The sequence below is a fragment of the Cupriavidus sp. 01T418 genome (assembly GCF_056398885.1).
Window position 1 is genome coordinate 265,776 of sequence record NZ_JBFTQG010000002.1, and the last position, 16,161, is coordinate 281,936.

Sequence of the window (16,161 nt, forward strand, 5' to 3'; positions counted from 1 at the left end):
GCGTCGGTGCAAACGGCGTCGGTGCATTTATTTGGATAGCAATCGCATCGCCTGCTCCAGCCCGGCAAGCGTAACCGGATACATCCGCGACTTCATGATCTGGTTGATCACTGTCACCGACTGCCGGTATTGCCACAGCCCCTCGGGCTCGGGGTTAAGCCAGACGAAGCGCGGGAACTGCTCGATCAAGCGGTTGAGCCACACCGCGCCGGCTTCCGGATTGTTGTACTCCACCGACCCGCCGGGCTGCAAAATCTCGTACGGACTCATGGTGGCGTCGCCAACGAAGATCACCTTGTAGTCCGGCGTGTACTTGTGGATCAGGTCCCACGTGGCAATCTTCTCCGCATGCCGGCGGCGGTTGTTCTTCCACACGTAGTCGTACACGCAGTTGTGGAAGTAGTAATACTCCAGGTGCTTGAACTCGGTCTTGGTGGCCGAGAACAGCTCCTCCACGCGCTTGATGTGGTCGTCCATCGAACCGCCCACATCCATCAGCATCAGCACCTTGACCTTGTTGTGCCGCTCCGGCCGCAGCTTGATATCAAGCAGGCCGGCGTTGGCAGCGGTCGCGTGGATGGTGTCGTCCAGGTCCAGTTCGGTTTCCGCGCCTTCGCGCGCAAACCGGCGCAGCCGGCGCAACGCCACCTTGATATTGCGCGTGCCAAGTTCGACCTGATCGTCGTAATCCTTGTACGCCCGCGTCTCCCACACCTTGATGGCGGTGCGGTTGCCCTTGGAGGGCCCGCCGATGCGGATGCCTTCCGGGTTATAGCCCCCGTGCCCGAACGGCGAAGTACCGCCGGTGCCGATCCACCTGTTGCCGCCTTCGTGCTTTTCCTTCTGCTCGTCGAGCAACTGCTTGAGCCGCTCCATCAGCTTGTCGAGCCCGCCCATGGCCTCGATCTTGGCCTTTTCCTCGGCGGAAAGCTCGCGCTCCAGTGTCTTTTGCAGCCAGTCGAGCGGGATGTCGGACTTCCAGTCGACCAGGCTTTCCACGCCCTTGAAGTAGGCGGCGAAGGTCTGGTCGAACTTGTCGAAGTGCTTCTCGTCCTTGACCAGCGCCATGCGCGACAAGTAGTAGAACTCGTCGATCGACGGCGAGATCACTTCGGCCTTGAGCGCTTCCAGCATGGTCAGGTATTCCTTGACCGACACCGGCAGCTTGGCGTGGCGCAGCGAGAAGAAGAAATCGATCAGCATGGTGGTCTCGCTTAGAGTTTCCGGGAGCGGGGGCGGTGGTTCGCGGGCGTGTTCACGATGCGCGCCCCGGCAGGTCCAGGCGGTACTGCAGGTGGCGCTGCACGGTCGGCCATTCGCTGGCGATGATGGAGAACACCACGGTGTCGCGCAGCGAGCCGTCCGGCATGCGCAGGTGGTTGCGCAGCACGCCGTCCTGCTTGGCGCCAAGACGGGCGATGGCGGTGCGGCTCTGGTGGTTCATCCAGTGCGTGCGGAATTCCACCGCGATGCACGCCAGCTGCTCGAACGCGTGCGTGAGCAGCATCAGCTTGCATTCGGTATTGACCGCGCTGCGCTGCACGCGCTGCGCATGCCAGGTATGGCCGATTTCGAGGCGCCGGTTGGTGCCGTCGACATTGAAGTAGCGGGTCGCGCCCACCACCGCGCCCGGCACGCCGTCACGCACTTCGCGGATCACGAAGGGCATCGCGCCAACATGCTCGCGCATCTGCAGCGCGGTGTCGATCCAGGCGCGCACCTGGTCCGGCGCCGGCACCGAGGTGTACCAGAGCTTCCACAGTTCGCCGTCGGCAACGGCGGCCTGGACCTCCGCTTCATGCTCRGGGCGCAGCGGCTCCAGCATGGCGTGCTGGCCGCGCAGGGTGATGGGATCGATAAAGCGTGCCATGGCGTGAGGGTCCGATGCGGCGCTTAACGGTTGGCGCGGTTCATGAACACCAGGCGCTCGAACAGGTGCACGTCCTGTTCGTTCTTCAGCAGCGCGCCGTGCAGCGGCGGGATCGCGGCCTTCTTGTCCGGACTCTTGAGCGCTTCGGGCGGGATGTCCTCGGCCATCAGCAGCTTGAGCCAGTCGATCAGTTCCGAGGTGGAGGGCTTCTTCTTCAGTCCCGGCAGGTTGCGCATTTCGTAGAACGACTCGAGCGCGGCCGCCACCAGCTCGCGCTTGATGCGCGGATAGTGCACGTCGACGATGCGCTGCATGGTCTCGGCGTCGGGGAACTTGATGTAGTGGAAGAAGCAGCGGCGCAGGAAGGCGTCGGGCAGCTCCTTCTCGTTGTTCGAGGTGATGATCACCAGTGGGCGGTGGCGCGCCTTGACCAGTTCGCGCGTCTCGTACACATAGAATTCCATGCGGTCGATCTCGCGCAGCAGGTCGTTGGGGAATTCGATGTCGGCCTTGTCGATCTCGTCGATCAGCAGCACCACTTGCTGGTCGGCCTCGAAGGCCTGCCACAGCACGCCCTTGACGATGTAGTTGCGGATGTCGTGGACACGGCCGTCGCCGAGCTGCGAGTCGCGCAGGCGCGACACCGCGTCGTACTCGTACAGGCCCTGCTGCGCCTTGGTGGTGGACTTGATATGCCACTGCAGCAGCGGCATGCCGAGCGCCGCCGCCACCTCTTCGGCCAGCATGGTCTTGCCGGTGCCGGGCTCGCCCTTGATCAGGAGCGGACGCTGCAGGGCGCGGGCCGCATTGACGGCCAGCTTGAGGTCATCGGTGGCAACGTATTGCTGCGTGCCTTCGAAACGGGACTGCTGGTTCTGGCTGGCGTTGGGGGTGTTGGACATGAGGCAACCTGAGGGGTTTGTGCGTGTCGGAATGGGCCAGTATAAAAGAGCTTTTCGGTTCGCGTGCGGCTGGCCTCGCCATGCTGGACTGTCACGTGCAGCCTGCGGTACAATGCGGCGGTTTGACGCGCCCCCACGTCCACGACTCCACTCCTCGCTCTGTCCGCCTTGTCACTCCCGCGGTCCTTGCCGGGAGGCGGCGCTTGAAAAGAGATGGTTCCAGAATGAGGCGGAGACAGCGCCGGCATCCCTCCGGCCCGAGCTGGCGCCCACGTCCGGCCGCAGGCCGATGCGGTCCGCCGGACCCATTCTGAAGCCATTTCTGACCGGTCGGGCAGGTCACGCAGGGTTTAACACTTCCAATCAGCTACGACAATGAAAAAGCTCCTCACGATGGTGGTGCTGGGCGCGGCCGCAACGGCTGCGCAAGCCCAGGAAGTCAAGGGCAATGTGGACGCCGCCAAGAACAAGGTCGCAATGTGTATTGGTTGCCATGGTATTCCCGGCTATCGCGCCTCCTTCCCCGAGGTGTACCAGGTACCCCTGCTCGGTGGCCAGAACGCCAAGTACATCGAGAACGCGCTGAAGGAATACCAGAAGGGCGATCGCAAGCACCCGACCATGCGTGGCATTGCCGCGACCCTGAGCGACCAGGACATCGCCGACGTGGCTGCCTACTACGCGCAGCAGACCTCCGGCTCGCAAAACAACACCCAGAAGTAAGAGGACCCATCCATGAATACGCTTAAGACGCTTTCGCTCGCGATCGGCGCACTCGTGCTGGGCGCCTCGGCCATCACGGCCTCGGCTGCCGACCTGGCCGCCGGCAAGGCGCTGGTGGAGAAGGGCAACTGCGTGGCCTGCCACGGTGCCGGCTTGAACGCCCCGATCACCCCGGATTACCCGAAGCTGGCCGGCCAGCATGCCGACTACCTCTACCACGCCCTGGTTGCCTACCAGATCACCAACAATCCGCAGGTGGGCCGCTCCAATGCCATCATGGCTGGCCAGGTCAACGCCAATCCGGCAGTGACGGGCAAGGACGGCAAGCCGCGTCCCTTCACCCGTGACGAGCTGAAGGACATCGCCGCCTACATCGAATCGCTGCCGGGTGGACTGGTGCTGAAGAAGTAAGCAAGCCGACACACACACCGCGCGACAAGAAAAAGCCGCTGGATGGGATCCAGCGGCTTTTTCTTGCCTGTGATGGCTCACTTGCAGGGCACAGCCCGGTGCGCCGGGCCGCGTCGCTGCCGGATCAGTTGCCGGTGCCCTTGGCCAGGCGCCGTGCCTTCACCGCCTCGGCCAGCGTTTCCAGCACCTTGACCGAGTCGTCCCAGCCGATGCAGGCATCGGTGACCGACTGGCCATACGTGAGGTTTTCCACCGGTGTGCCCTGGATGTGGTCCTGGCGGCCGCCCACCAGGTGCGACTCCACCATCACGCCGACGATGCGCTCGTCGCCCGCGGCCATCTGGCGGCCGATGTCCTCGCAGACCGGGATCTGGTTCTCATGCTTCTTGCTGCTGTTGGCGTGCGAGGCATCGATCATCAGGCGCGCGGCCAGGCCCGCCTTGGAGATCGCTTCGCAGGCTTCCTGCACGCTGGCGGCGTCGTAGTTGGGCGTCTTGCCGCCGCGCAGGATGATGTGGCAGTCCTCGTTGCCGGAAGTCGAGACGATGGCGGAGTGGCCGCCCTTGGTCACCGAGAGAAAATGGTGCGGCTGGGAGGCGGCCTTGATCGCATCGACCGCGATCTTGACGTTGCCGTCGGTGCCGTTCTTGAAGCCCACCGGGCACGAAAGTCCCGAGGCCAGCTCGCGGTGCACCTGGCTTTCGGTGGTGCGCGCACCGATGGCGCCCCAGCTGACCAGGTCGGCGATGTACTGCGGGCTGATCATGTCGAGATATTCGGTGCCGGTCGGCACGCCCATCTCGCTGATATTCAACAGCAGTTCGCGGGCGGTGCGCAGGCCATCGTTGATCTTGAAGCTGCCATCCATATGCGGATCGTTGATCAACCCCTTCCAGCCCACCGTGGTGCGCGGCTTCTCGAAATACACCCGCATCACCACTTCCAGCTCCCCGGCGAAACGCTTGCGCTGGGCCTTGAGCAGCTTGGCGTACTCGAGCGCGGCGCGGGTGTCGTGGATGGAGCAGGGGCCGATGATCACGATCAGGCGGTCATCCATGCCGTGCAGGATGCGGTGCATGGCCTGGCGGGCGCCGTAGATCACATCGGACGCCTTTTCGGAGCAGCCGAATTCGCGGATCAGGTGCGCCGGCGGCAACAGTTCCTTGAGTTCGCGAATACGCAGGTCGTCGGTGTTCTTCAGCATGATGGCTCCGGATATTGTGGGTCGAGTGTTTGGGGCTGTTTGGGCTGTCTGGGCTGGATCTGGGTGCGTGCCGCGATAAAAAAAGCCGCCAGGTTCGCTGGCGGCTTTTTTTGAATTCCGGGGGGCGCTTACGATCGTCCCTCTCCATCCGCCAGCGGTGTGAGATCGCTAAAAAAGTAAAAATAAAACTTAGCGGACATGGATGGGTTCAGGCTCAACTGGCGTCGGTTATTTGCGGCAACGTGTTACGGGATGGCAGGAAATTGCGCCAAGCTTGCCAAATCTGCCGGCAGCGGCGGTTGACCATCGGGCAACGAAGCATCTTTATAGCGTGTTTTGCGGGGCTTGGCAAGCGCCGGGCACCACCTCCGATTCAATTTCCGGCCGTCCCAAGGCAGGCTCCGGATCGGGTTCCATCCCGCACATCACCGTGGCCGTCCGGTTCTCCACGCAGCGCGGCGCGAACGCCGTTCAACCTGGTCTACGAGGCGCGGCCTTGAGGGCAGGCGCGGCCGCGCCTGCCGGGCAAGCCTGGTATCAGGCCGTGCCGCCCACCGTCATGTTCTCGATGCGCAGGGTCGGCTGGCCCACGCCCACCGGCACGCTCTGGCCTTCCTTGCCGCACACGCCGACGCCCGAATCCAGGCGCATGTCATTGCCGATCATGGTGACGTCCTTGAGCGATTCCGGGCCGTTGCCGACCAGCGTCGCGCCCTTGACCGGCGCGGTGATCTTGCCGTCCTCGATCAGGTAGGCCTCGCTGGCGGAGAACACGAACTTGCCGTTGGTGATGTCGACCTGGCCGCCGCCGAAGTTGACGGCGTAGAGGCCGCGCTTGACGCTGGCGATGATTTCCTGCGGGTCGCGGTTGCCGTTGAGCATATAGGTGTTGGTCATGCGCGGCATCGGCAGCGCGGCGTAGCTTTCGCGGCGCGCGTTGCCGGTCACAGGCATCTTCATCAGGCGCGCGTTGAGCGTGTCCTGCATATAGCCCTTGAGGATGCCATCCTCGATCAGCGTGGTGCACTGGGTGGGGTTGCCCTCGTCGTCGAGGTTGAGCGAGCCGCGGCGGTTGGCCAGCGTGCCGTCGTCCACCACGGTCACGCCCTTGGCCGCCACGCGCTCGCCCAGGCGGCCGGCGAAGGCCGACGAGCCCTTGCGGTTGAAGTCGCCTTCCAGTCCGTGGCCGATGGCTTCATGCAGCAGCACGCCGGGCCAGCCCGGGCCGAGCACCACGGTCATGGCACCGGCGGGCGTCGGGCGTGCCTCGAGGTTGACCAGGGCCGAGGCTACCGCCTCGTCCACATATTTCTGCAGCAGTTCGTCGCTGAAATAGCCGTAGGCATAGCGCCCGCCGCCGCCGGAGGAACCGATCTCGCGGCGCCCGTTCTGCTCGGCGATCACGGTGACGGAAACCCGCACCAGCGGCCGTACGTCGGCGGCGATCACGCCGTCGCTGCGCGCCACCAGGACCACGTCGTATTCACCGGCCAGGCCTGCCATGACCTGCACCACGCGCGGGTCCTTGGCGCGTGCCATGCGTTCCACGCGTTCCAGCAGCGCGACCTTGTCGGCGGCGTCCATCGAGTCGAGCGGATCGTTGGGCGAATAGAGGTTGCGCCCGCCCTGGGAGGCCATCTTGCCCGCCACCTTGACGCGGCCGCTGCCGGCTCGGCCGATGGTGCGCGTGGCAGCGCCTGCTTTCAGCAAGGCGTCCAGGCTGATGTCGTCGGAGTAGGCGAAGGCGGTCTTGTCGCCCGATACGGCGCGCACGCCAACGCCCTGGTCGATGCTGAAGCTGCCCGACTTGACGATGCCTTCTTCCAGGCTCCACGCCTCGTTGCGCGTGTACTGGAAGTAAAGATCGGCGTAGTCGACCTTATGGGTGAAGATGTCCGCCAGCACGCGCTGCAGCTTCACTTCGTCGAGGCCGTAGGGAGCCAGCAGCAATTGCTGGGCGGTGGCGAGATTGCGGATTCCGAGGTCGCCGGCGTTCATGGTTGTCCTTTATATCGTCGTGCCGCGGCGGCGCGATGGCGCCGCCGCGTGGAAATCTGGGGATGTGGGCGGCTCCGGGGAGCTGGCCTAGTCTGGTTGTATATGCTACAGCACCCGATGGCGCAGCGCAGGCAGGTTCTGCCGCACCTCGTCCATGCGCGCGGGATCGATCAATCCGCTCACCACGCCTTCCCCCTCGGGCAGCACCGCCATCACCTCGCCCCAGGGATCGATCAGCATGGAGTGTCCCCAGGTGCGGCGGCCGTTCTCGTGCTTGCCGCCCTGTGCCGCGGCCAGCACATAGCACTGGTTCTCGATGGCGCGGGCACGCAGCAGGATCTCCCAGTGCGCCTGTCCCGTGGTGTAGGTGAAGGCAGCCGGCATCAAAATCAAGCTGGCGCCGCCGCCAGCGGCAAGCTGCCGGTAAAGCTCCGGGAAGCGCAGGTCATAGCAGACCGACATGGCAACGCGGCCGCACGGCGCGTCGAAGCAGACCGGCGTCTTGCCGGCCAGGATGGTACGCGATTCATCGTAGCTTTCGGTGCCACGCGTAAAGCCGAACAGGTGGATCTTGTCGTAGCGCGCCACGCGTTCGCCGCGCGGGTCGTAGGCGAGCGAGGTGTTGTAGACGCGCGCCTCGTCCTCGCACCACAAGGGCAGGGTGCCCCCCACCAGCCAGATGCGGTGGCGGCGCGCGGCGTCGGCCAGGAAGGACTGGATCGGACCGTCGCCGTCGCGCTCGCGGATGCCGACCTTGTCGCCTTCACGCAGGCCCATCATGCAGAAGTACTCCGGCAGCAACACCAGTTCGGCGCCGCCTTGCGCCGCTTGCGCGATCAGCGTTTCGGCGCGGGCCAGGTTGGCCTCGGGCGAGACACCGCTGACGGTCTGGATGGCAGCGACGCGCACTGGTGCCGTGGCGGGGGTCGAGGCGGAGGCGGTAGCGGTCATGAAGCGGTTTCCTTGGCTGGCGGCGAGGCGGGGCGCGCTGCACCCGGGCCTGGGCGGTTCATGCAAACGTTGTGGTCATGGCGCCGGGTAGACACGATTCGCCCCATCGCGGATACGGGGCGCTTCGGCCTTATTCTCCCTCACTTTGCCAATCTGCGGGTTCGCCCAGCCGCCGCTGATATGGAACCGGCGGCTAAAGGCCTTGGAGAACTCATCGGCGAACAGCAACTGGGCCGCCAGTGTGCCGATGCCCAGCACGGGATTGATAAAGGCCGCCGCCACCGAGGCGGAGGTGGCGTTGATGCGCGGCACCACCGTCACATCGAGATCCTGCGTCTCGTGCGGGATATTCGCGCTGCCCGTCATCGAGGCGCGCAGCTGGCTGCCCTTGAGCGCGAAATCGTTGGTGCTGGCCACGCCGTTCTCGATGGTGCCGCTGCCCGTGATCTCGTCGAACACCATGCCCTGTCCCGCCACGCCGCGGAAATCGAAGGTGGCCAGCCGCAGCAGGCCTTGCAGGCTGAGCACGCCGAGCAGCTTGGCCGCGCCCGGATCCACGCTGAGAATCTGGCCATTTTCCAGGTTCAGCTTCATGCGGCCCGACAAGGTCGGGTAGTCGATCGACAGCGGCGAGCCGCGCCACGCCACCCGGCCCTCGAAGGTGCCGTGGCCGTCGGCGAGCATGTGCGGCAGGCCCATGCGCTGGAGCACCTGGCCGCCATTGCGGATATCGAGCTTGAAATCGAGCAGCGTGCGGCGCTCGGCGCTGGTCCCTTCGCGCAGCCGGCGCGGCATGCGCCAGCTGCCGCTGCCGGTGAACGTGGCGCCGGGTTGTTCGATGACGAGCCGCTCCAGCGTCCACACCGGCTCGCCGCCGCCGTCGCTGGCATGCGCCTTGACCTCGAGCTTGCCGAAGTCGCGGCCGTGCAGCTCGAAACGATCGGCCACCAGGTCCAGCGCGGGCAACTCGCTGGTGTTGTCGGGCAGCGTCTCGGCAACGTTGCCCACATCGCCGGAGTCGGGGATGTTCAGGTGCGAAAGGCGTAGCGTCAGCGCCCCCGCCGGCGTGCCCGGATCGTTGCGCCAGCGCAGGTTGCCTGCAATCTGGCGGGAATCGATCTGCACGCTCCAGCCGGCGCTCTCGCGGCTGGCTTCCAGCACGACATCGTCGAGTTGCCGGCCATAGGCCTGCAGCGCGCGGACCCGTGCGGAGAACTTTTCCGGCAGGAAGGAGGAAGGCACCACGGCCGCCGCCGGGCTCGCCTTGCCGCTGTCGGTGAGCAGGCCGCGCCAGGCGTCCAGGTCGAAACGGCTGGTTGTCAGCGCCGCCACGACACCGCTGGCCGGTTGCGGCGCAGGCTGCTCGATGCCAATGCCACCGGACTGCACTTCCACGCCATCGGCGTTACGGCGCAGCACATAGCGCGCATTGAGCACGTTGCCGTATTGCACCAGCATTTCCTCGCTGCCGGCGCGGGCCGCGGCGGGCCGGAGCTCGAAGCGCAAGGGAATGGCCTGGCTGGCGCTCTTGGCCAGCGGCGCCGGCAGGCCCAGCGCCAGGCCGGACAGTTCCGAGGTGACCGCGATCTGCGGCTGGTGCTCGCGCACACCGATCACCGCACTATAGGCCGTGCTGCCTTCCAGCTTCAGCGCCAGTCCGGCCATCGGCGAGCCTGCCAGCGCCTCGCGGATGCCTTGGGCGCTGGCATTGCCGCCGACATCGACGCGTACCGTGCCGTCCGCCTGGCTGCCGCCGTTGGCGCGCATCTCGCCGCCCAGGAAACGGGCGCGCAGGTCGTTGAGCTGGAAGCCGTGCTCGTTGAAGGCCACGACGCCGGTGGTGCCGGCCAGCACGGGCACTTGCGGGCTCAGCACGATATCGTTGCCCGGCAGCCGGAACTGACCGTCGACCTTGGCGTCATTGGCCGCGGTGAGGGGAAGGTCGAGCTTGAGCCGAAGCTCGCCATTGCCCCGGGCGCGCATGTCGCTGGTGACCTGGCCGGTCCATTCGCGTACCGGGCTGGCGGCCACGAAGCGCAGGAAGCCCGCCATCGGCCCGCTGGCGCTGCCGTCCAGCATCAGGTGGCCGTGATCCCCGAGGTCGGCGATGCGGCCGTTGACGTCCTGCAGCATGACGCCGGCCGCGCCTTGCACGCCGGCGCGCTGCGCCACGAAACTCAGCCCGCCGCGCTCGAACAACAAGCGGCCGCTGATGTCGGTGAAGTTCGGCCAGGCCTTGCCGTCGTTGCTGGCGCTGGCGGCGCTGCCCGGCGCCGCACTCAGGTGGGGCGCGATCTGGTAGCTGACATGCTGGATCGGCACCTCGACGCGGAAATCGCCGGCGCCTTCGTGCGGGCTATGGAAGGGGAAGTGTTCGAGGTCGCCCTTGACCAGGAACCTGACGTCGCTGGCTTCGCCGGCCACCAGCGCGCCGGCCAGGTACTGGCGCGTCGCGGCCGGAATGCCCATGGGCAGGTAGCGCGGCACGCGGTTGACCTGGGCCCGCACCAGCTCGCCGGTGAGATCGGCTATGCCGCCGTGGCCGTCGCCGCCGGCATGCCAGGTGCCGCGCACGCTGCCAGCGGTGTCCGCGTTGGCGAATTGCACGCCGTCGGTGCGCACCGCGAGCTTGCCGTTGTCATTGGTCCAGCGCACTTCGCCGCCGATCTGGTCGAAGGACAGGCGTGGCTCTTCGAACATGCCGGGGAACACCAGGGCGGCATTGCTGCCTTCGAAGCGGGCGCTGCCCTGCCGCTCGTCGAAATTGAAGCTGCCGGAGAGCCGCGAAAAACCGGGTACGCCCAGGTGGGGTTTGCCGTCGGCGCCCACCGGCGGGTCGGCGGGCTGGCCCAGCACCGAGACGTTGCGCAGCGTGCCCTGCACGTTGAAGTGGCGCTGGCCATCGCGGCGGCTGAGCACGCCCTGGCGGTCGCGGGTCCAGTTCACATCCAGGTTGTCGACATGGCCGGACGGCTGGAGCGCGCGCAGCTGGCGCGACAAGGCGGTGTCGAGCGGCAGCGAGGTAGCCAGCGCGCGCACCGTGTTCAGGTCGAAGGTGGGCGCCTTCAGCGTGAACTTGCGCAACGCGCCCTTGTTGTCGGTGGCCCAGCCCACTGTCACCTTGCGCATGCCTTCGCGCCAGGCGGCTTCTCCGCTCGCCGCGCTCGCGGGAGCACTCGCGGCGCCGGCGGCGGCCGGGGCCGCCGAGGCAGGCTGGACCTGCCGCACAAGCGGCATGGCCGGGCCTTCGGCGGGTTCGGGCTGCCACAGCAGGGTGTCGATGGTCAGGACGTTGTCGCGGTCGCGCCCGGCGCGGTGCATGACGAAGGCCTGGGCGCTGGCCAGCTTGAGCGGTTCCGGCGCGCCAGCCAGTTGCAGGTCCACGTCATTGGCACGGAGCCGGGCCTGGCTGCGGGTGACCTCGCCGCCGCGGAATTCGATGGTGCCGTCGGTGCTGAAGGTGCCGCGCGCGACCCGGTCGAAGATTGCCGTATAGCGCTGCAGTACCGGGAGTTCAAGCCGGCCAAGGTTCCAGCTGGCCTGGCCGTGCCAGTTGCGCCAGTCGCCGGTGCTATGCAGGTATTCGTGGCGGAAATCCGCCTGCACCACCAGGGGGCGGGGCGCGAGCGTCGCCGACTGCGCTTCCAGCTTGAGGATGTGACGCGAACCCAGGCGCTGCACGCGGAGCTGGATATTGCCGACGTCCAGTTGCGGCAGGCGGTTCTTTTCGTCGAGCCAGCGCAGCTTGCCGTCGGTGAGCTCGACCTTGCCCTGGGCCAGCAGCCAGTCGAACAGCCGGTTGTCCTGCGGCTGGGCGCCGGTGGTGTCCACGGCCAGCCCGGCTACCTGGAGCTTGCCGTCGGCGGAGCGCCGCACCAGCAGGTCGGTCTGCCTGGCGGAGATTTGCTGGAACAGCACGTCCATGCTGAACAGCGAGCGCCATGACAGCTTGCCGTCGAGCGCGCGCGCCGCCAGCAGCACGCGCTGCTCGGCATCGACCGCCTTGACGTCGCGGGCATGGAACGCAGGGTGCCAGCCGTCCCAGTAGGTCTCCAGCTGGCCGATGCTCAAATGGGCCGCCAGCGCCACCGAGCCGCGCTGCTCCAGCCAGGTGCGGGCTGCCGAGGCCTGCGGCCAGAGCACGAAACGGATCAGCAGGCCGGCCAGCAGCGCCGCCAGCAGCAGCGCCAGGGCCAGGCGCACCAGTACGCGGCCCAGGCCGCGCCATACGGGATGGCGCAAGCCTGCCAGCAGGATACGGCCAAGCGCGTACGCAAATGCCAGCGGGCGCCGCCTGGCAAATGGCAATGGAGAGGAGCCTGCAGCGGCGGCCCCGTCGAGCGCCGGCGTGCCGCCGCTGGGGGTGGCGGGCTCGGCGGGTGGGGTGGCGCGGCTGGACATGCGCAGATTATCCGACAATACTAGGCGCTCTCCAATTCGGTGCCTGACCGGCCGTGCATAACGCGCGGGCCGGCACAGGGCCGGCTCACGCGCTTCCAAGTAACAGGAATGACTTCCACTGATCCGACGAGTTCCACGGCTGCGCCTGTTTCCGCCGCTGCCGGCGCTGCCGGCGAACATGCGCCCGGCAACACTTCCGGCACTGCGAAGCAGGCTGTGGCCGACATGGCCACCGGCCCGTACGCGACGGTGGCCGCCGCGGAACCCGTGCCGGTCGAATGCGCCGGCATGGCATTGTACTCGCCCGCCTATTCCCAATACACCCGCCGCATGGTGCAGGCCCGTCCGGAGCTTGCCGAAACCGTCGCGCTCGCGAGCGCGCAGCCGCTCACGCGTGCCTGGATGGAGGCACGGCTGAAGGTCCTGCACAAGCCGTCGGCCGATGTCGAGGAGGCCACCAAGCGCGCGCTGCGCCAGCTGCGCGCCGAAGTGATGTGCGTGGTGATCGAGCGCGATCTGCGCGGCCTGTCGACCCTGGGCGAGGTCACCGGCGCGATGACGGACCTGGCCGAGTTGGGCATCCGGTACGGCCTGGCCATGCTGGAAGCGGACCTGGCACCGACCTATGGCCGGCCGGTCGGGGAAAGCAGCGGCGAGGTCCAGGAGCTGATGGTGGTCGGCATGGGCAAGCTGGGCGGGCGCGAACTCAATGTGTCCTCCGATATCGACCTGATCTTCCTGTACGACGAGGACGGCGATACGCAGGGCGGCCAGCGCAGCCTGTCCAACCACGAGTACTTCATCCGCCTGGGCCGGCGCCTGATCAACCTGCTGGCCGACGTGACCGCCGATGGCTACGTGTTCCGCGTCGACATGCGCCTGCGCCCCAACGGCGACGCCGGGCCGCTGGCCTGCAGCCTGGGCATGCTGGAGCAATACCTGATGGTGCAGGGGCGCGAATGGGAGCGCTACGCCTGGATCAAGGGCAGGGTAGTGTCGGCGCTGGATACCCCGCACGCGCAGCGCACCGCCGCGCAGCTGTCGCGCCTCACCACGCCCTTCGTCTTTCGCCGTTACCTCGACTACGGCGTGATTGCCGCGATCCGCTCGCTGCATGCGCAGATCCGCGCCGAGGCGGCCAAGCGCAGCGGCGGCCTGGCGGCGCCGGGCGGCGGGCTGCGCGTGAACCAGCGCGCCTTCAATATCAAGCTGGGCCGCGGCGGTATCCGCGAGATCGAATTCATGGCCCAGGTCTTCCAGCTGATCCGCGGCGGGCAGGACCCCGCGCTGCGTATCCGGCCCACCCTGGAAGTCCTGACGGTGGCGGTGGAGCATGGCTTGCTGCCGGCCGGCCAGGCCGAGCAGCTGGCCGATGCCTACCGCTTCCTGCGCCAGCTGGAGCACCGCCTGCAGTATCGCGACGATGCCCAGACCCACCACCTGCCCACCGCGCCGGACGAGCAACTGGCGGTGGCGCGCATGATGGGCTGCGCAGACTGGCCGGCCTTGCTGGAACGGCTTTCTTCGCTGCAGGAGCCGGTTGCGCAACAGTTCGAGGCGACCTTCTCCGATCCCGATGAAGCCCACGCGGCTTGCGAGGCGCTGTGGCCGGCACTGATACAGGAGGAGCAGGACGAACCGCCGTGCGAGCGCCTGGCCACAACCGGCTTCAGCGATTGCAACGGGCTGCTCGATCGCTTGCGCGCCATCGGCGCCTCGCTGCGCTACCGGGCGCTGTCGGAGCAGAGCCGGGTGCGTTTCGACCTGCTGGTCAATCGCGCGCTCGACCTGGCCTCGCGCCAGGACGATGCCGACCGCACCATCGCGCGCTTCATCGATTTCCTCGATGCCATCAGCCGCCGCGCTTCCTACCTCTCGCTGCTGTCGGAGTATCCGCAGGCGATGGCGCGCGTGGCCGACACGCTGCACGCGTCGAGCTGGGCGGCTGCCTATCTCACGCGCCATCCGCAACTGCTGGACGAACTGCTCGACAGCGACGCGCTGGCCGGTGCCCCCGACTGGAACGGCTTCCGCAGCCGCCTGGATGCGCGCCTCGATGCGGCGGACGGGCAGATCGAGRYGCAGATGGACATCCTGCGYCGCGAGCACCATGCCGAGACCTTCCGSATYCTGCTGCAGGACCTGCAMGGCMTGCTGACGGTGGAGCAGATTGCCGACCGGCTGTCGGACCTTGCCGATGCCATGCTCGACGTCACCCTGACGGCAGTCTGGCGCCAGCTTGCCACCCGGCATGCCGGGCAGCCGCGCTTTGCGGTGATCGCCTATGGCAAGCTGGGCGGCAAGGAACTGGGCTATGCCTCGGACCTCGACATCATCTTTCTCTACGAGGATGAACACGAACGCGCGCCCGACGTCTATGCCGCCTATGCGCGCCGGCTGATCACCTGGCTGACCAGCCATACCGCCGCCGGCACGCTGTTCGACGTCGATACGCGCCTGCGCCCCAACGGCGAGGCGGGCCTGCTGGTGACCAGCTTCGAAGGCTTCCGTCGCTACCAGCAGCGCGAGGGCGACAACACGGCCTGGGTGTGGGAGCACCAGGCCCTGACGCGGGCCCGCTTTTGCGCGGGCGACCCCGCGATCGGCGCGCACTTCGAAAGCCTGCGCGAAGAGATCCTGCGCCAGCCGCGCGATGCCGCCACGCTGCGCGACGAAATTGTCGCCATGCGCCACAAGGTGTCCGAGGGACATCCGAACCCAAGCGGTCTGTTCGACCTCAAGCACGACCGTGGCGGCATGGTCGACATCGAGTTCACGGTGCAATACCTCGTGCTGCTGCACAGCCACCGCCATCCCGCGCTGACGCGCAATGCCGGCAATATCGCGCTGCTGCGCACCGCCGGCGAGCTTGGCCTGATCGATGCCGGGCTGGCGCGCGAGGTGGGCGACGCGTATCGCGTATTCCGCGCGCGCCAGCACCAGTTGCGCCTGGACGGCCAGGTCCACGCGCGTGTCGCGCCGGAGGCCGTGGCGCCGCAGGCGGCGCAGGTGCGCGCGCTCTGGCAGGCGGTGTTCGGCGAGCCGGCGGCGGCCGCCGGCAGATGAACCCGCCCGCGGCCGGCGCCGCGCGCTGGCCGGCCTTGCTGGGCACGCTGGCGGCGCTGGCCGCCCTGAGCGCCGCTTTCACTTTCGTACCCTGGCTGCATGCGCAGGGGCTCTACCTGCGCGACGCGGTCATGGGCCACGGCGTGGCCGGCCAATGGTGGCGGCTGTTCACGGCGATGTGGGTCCACCTCGGCTGGCAGCACTGGCTGGCCGACCTGCTGGCCGCCGTGGGCCTGATGCTGCTGATCGGGCGCGAGGCGCGTGCCGGCGCGATGCTGGCGGTGCTGGTTGCCAGCGGCGTAGCGGTCCAGCTGGCGCTGTGCCGGGTGCCGTCGGTGGGCTGGTATGGGGGGCTGTCCGGGGCGCTGCACGGGCTGGCACTGTGGGGCGGCCTGCGCCTGCTGGCCGGCAGCGGCGTGTCGCGCGTGTCTGGCGTGTTGCTTTGCCTCGGCGTGCTGGTCAAGACCTGGCTTGAGCAGTCGTGGCTCGCGCCGGTGGTATTCGATGCGCAGTGGGGCTTCGGCGTAGTGCGTATCTCGCACGCGGCTGGCGCGGTGGCCGGCCTGGCGCTGTGGCTGCTGCAGGAGTGGTGGCAGCGCCGTCACGGCCAGCCGCCCGCATAGGCGTGCCAGCGG

Annotated in this window: 11 protein-coding genes; 4 read left to right on the plus strand and 7 right to left on the minus strand. The window is 67.4% G+C overall.

Going from position 1 to position 16,161, the window contains the following annotated elements; translation table 11 throughout:
- Positions 1-27: 27 nt before the first annotated feature.
- The 3 genes from AC1DQ3_RS03335 to AC1DQ3_RS03345 are packed head-to-tail and all read right to left on the minus strand — an operon-like array spanning position 28 to position 2,772.
- Entirely contained in the window at positions 28-1,203 is a 1,176-nt protein-coding gene (locus AC1DQ3_RS03335; RefSeq protein WP_477118745.1) for a vWA domain-containing protein, read from the minus strand.
- Between the two features lie 52 nt (positions 1,204-1,255).
- Complete coding sequence (locus AC1DQ3_RS03340) at positions 1,256-1,870, minus strand: GNAT family N-acetyltransferase (RefSeq protein WP_477118746.1); 615 nt, start codon at positions 1,868-1,870, stop codon at positions 1,256-1,258.
- A gap of 23 nt (positions 1,871-1,893) precedes the next feature.
- Complete coding sequence (locus AC1DQ3_RS03345; RefSeq protein WP_477118747.1) at positions 1,894-2,772, minus strand: AAA family ATPase; 879 nt, start codon at positions 2,770-2,772, stop codon at positions 1,894-1,896.
- Between the two features lie 375 nt (positions 2,773-3,147).
- On the opposite strand from AC1DQ3_RS03345, the gene AC1DQ3_RS03350 reads away from it, so the two are divergent.
- Together AC1DQ3_RS03350 and AC1DQ3_RS03355 are read left to right on the plus strand one after the other, a co-directional pair.
- The gene (locus tag AC1DQ3_RS03350; RefSeq protein WP_477118748.1) at positions 3,148-3,495 is read left to right on the plus strand and encodes a c-type cytochrome; all 348 of its coding nucleotides are present in this window, start codon (positions 3,148-3,150) and stop codon (positions 3,493-3,495) included.
- Positions 3,496-3,507: 12 nt separating this feature from the next.
- Positions 3,508-3,906, plus strand: coding sequence for a c-type cytochrome (locus tag AC1DQ3_RS03355; RefSeq protein WP_477118749.1), 399 nt, complete (start codon positions 3,508-3,510; stop codon positions 3,904-3,906).
- 124 nt (positions 3,907-4,030) lie between these two features.
- Here AC1DQ3_RS03355 and aroG read toward each other — a convergent pair whose 3' ends face one another.
- From aroG to AC1DQ3_RS03375, 4 genes are all read right to left on the minus strand, one after another.
- Positions 4,031-5,110: a 3-deoxy-7-phosphoheptulonate synthase AroG gene (gene aroG, locus AC1DQ3_RS03360; protein ID WP_477118750.1), complete on the minus strand. Its 1,080-nt coding sequence runs from the start codon at positions 5,108-5,110 to the stop codon at positions 4,031-4,033.
- 537 nt (positions 5,111-5,647) lie between these two features.
- Positions 5,648-7,108 (minus strand): metalloprotease TldD, encoded by a 1,461-nt coding sequence (gene tldD, locus AC1DQ3_RS03365; RefSeq protein WP_477118751.1) that lies wholly within the window; start codon positions 7,106-7,108, stop codon positions 5,648-5,650.
- Between the two features lie 105 nt (positions 7,109-7,213).
- Positions 7,214-8,059: a carbon-nitrogen hydrolase family protein gene (locus AC1DQ3_RS03370; protein ID WP_477118752.1), complete on the minus strand. Its 846-nt coding sequence runs from the start codon at positions 8,057-8,059 to the stop codon at positions 7,214-7,216.
- A 75-nt stretch (positions 8,060-8,134) separates the two neighbouring features.
- Positions 8,135-12,460, minus strand: coding sequence for a YhdP family protein (locus tag AC1DQ3_RS03375; protein ID WP_477118753.1), 4,326 nt, complete (start codon positions 12,458-12,460; stop codon positions 8,135-8,137).
- Between the two features lie 225 nt (positions 12,461-12,685).
- On the opposite strand from AC1DQ3_RS03375, the gene glnE reads away from it, so the two are divergent.
- Both glnE and rrtA read left to right on the plus strand, forming a co-directional pair.
- Positions 12,686-15,526: a bifunctional [glutamate--ammonia ligase]-adenylyl-L-tyrosine phosphorylase/[glutamate--ammonia-ligase] adenylyltransferase gene (gene glnE, locus AC1DQ3_RS03380; protein WP_477118913.1), complete on the plus strand. Its 2,841-nt coding sequence runs from the start codon at positions 12,686-12,688 to the stop codon at positions 15,524-15,526.
- On the plus strand, positions 15,523-16,149 hold the full coding sequence (gene rrtA, locus AC1DQ3_RS03385; protein ID WP_477118754.1) for a rhombosortase: 627 nt from the start codon (positions 15,523-15,525) through the stop codon (positions 16,147-16,149). Before glnE ends, rrtA begins: the two co-directional genes overlap by 4 nt.
- The last annotated feature ends 12 nt before the right edge of the window (positions 16,150-16,161 follow it).

Excerpts from the sequence above, each read along its gene's own strand:
- AC1DQ3_RS03345 (WP_477118747.1), bottom strand. The coding sequence starts at position 2,772 with ATGTCCAACACCCCCAACGCCAGCCAGAACCAGCAGTCCCGTTTCGAA.
- AC1DQ3_RS03355 (WP_477118749.1), top strand. The coding sequence starts at position 3,508 with ATGAATACGCTTAAGACGCTTTCGCTCGCGATCGGCGCACTCGTGCTG.
- AC1DQ3_RS03370 (WP_477118752.1), bottom strand. The coding sequence starts at position 8,059 with ATGACCGCTACCGCCTCCGCCTCGACCCCCGCCACGGCACCAGTGCGC.
- tldD (WP_477118751.1), bottom strand. The coding sequence starts at position 7,108 with ATGAACGCCGGCGACCTCGGAATCCGCAATCTCGCCACCGCCCAGCAA.
- rrtA (WP_477118754.1), top strand. The coding sequence starts at position 15,523 with ATGAACCCGCCCGCGGCCGGCGCCGCGCGCTGGCCGGCCTTGCTGGGC.
- AC1DQ3_RS03335 (WP_477118745.1), bottom strand. The coding sequence starts at position 1,203 with ATGCTGATCGATTTCTTCTTCTCGCTGCGCCACGCCAAGCTGCCGGTG.
- AC1DQ3_RS03350 (WP_477118748.1), top strand. The coding sequence starts at position 3,148 with ATGAAAAAGCTCCTCACGATGGTGGTGCTGGGCGCGGCCGCAACGGCT.
- AC1DQ3_RS03375 (WP_477118753.1), bottom strand. The coding sequence starts at position 12,460 with ATGTCCAGCCGCGCCACCCCACCCGCCGAGCCCGCCACCCCCAGCGGC.
- aroG (WP_477118750.1), bottom strand. The coding sequence starts at position 5,110 with ATGCTGAAGAACACCGACGACCTGCGTATTCGCGAACTCAAGGAACTG.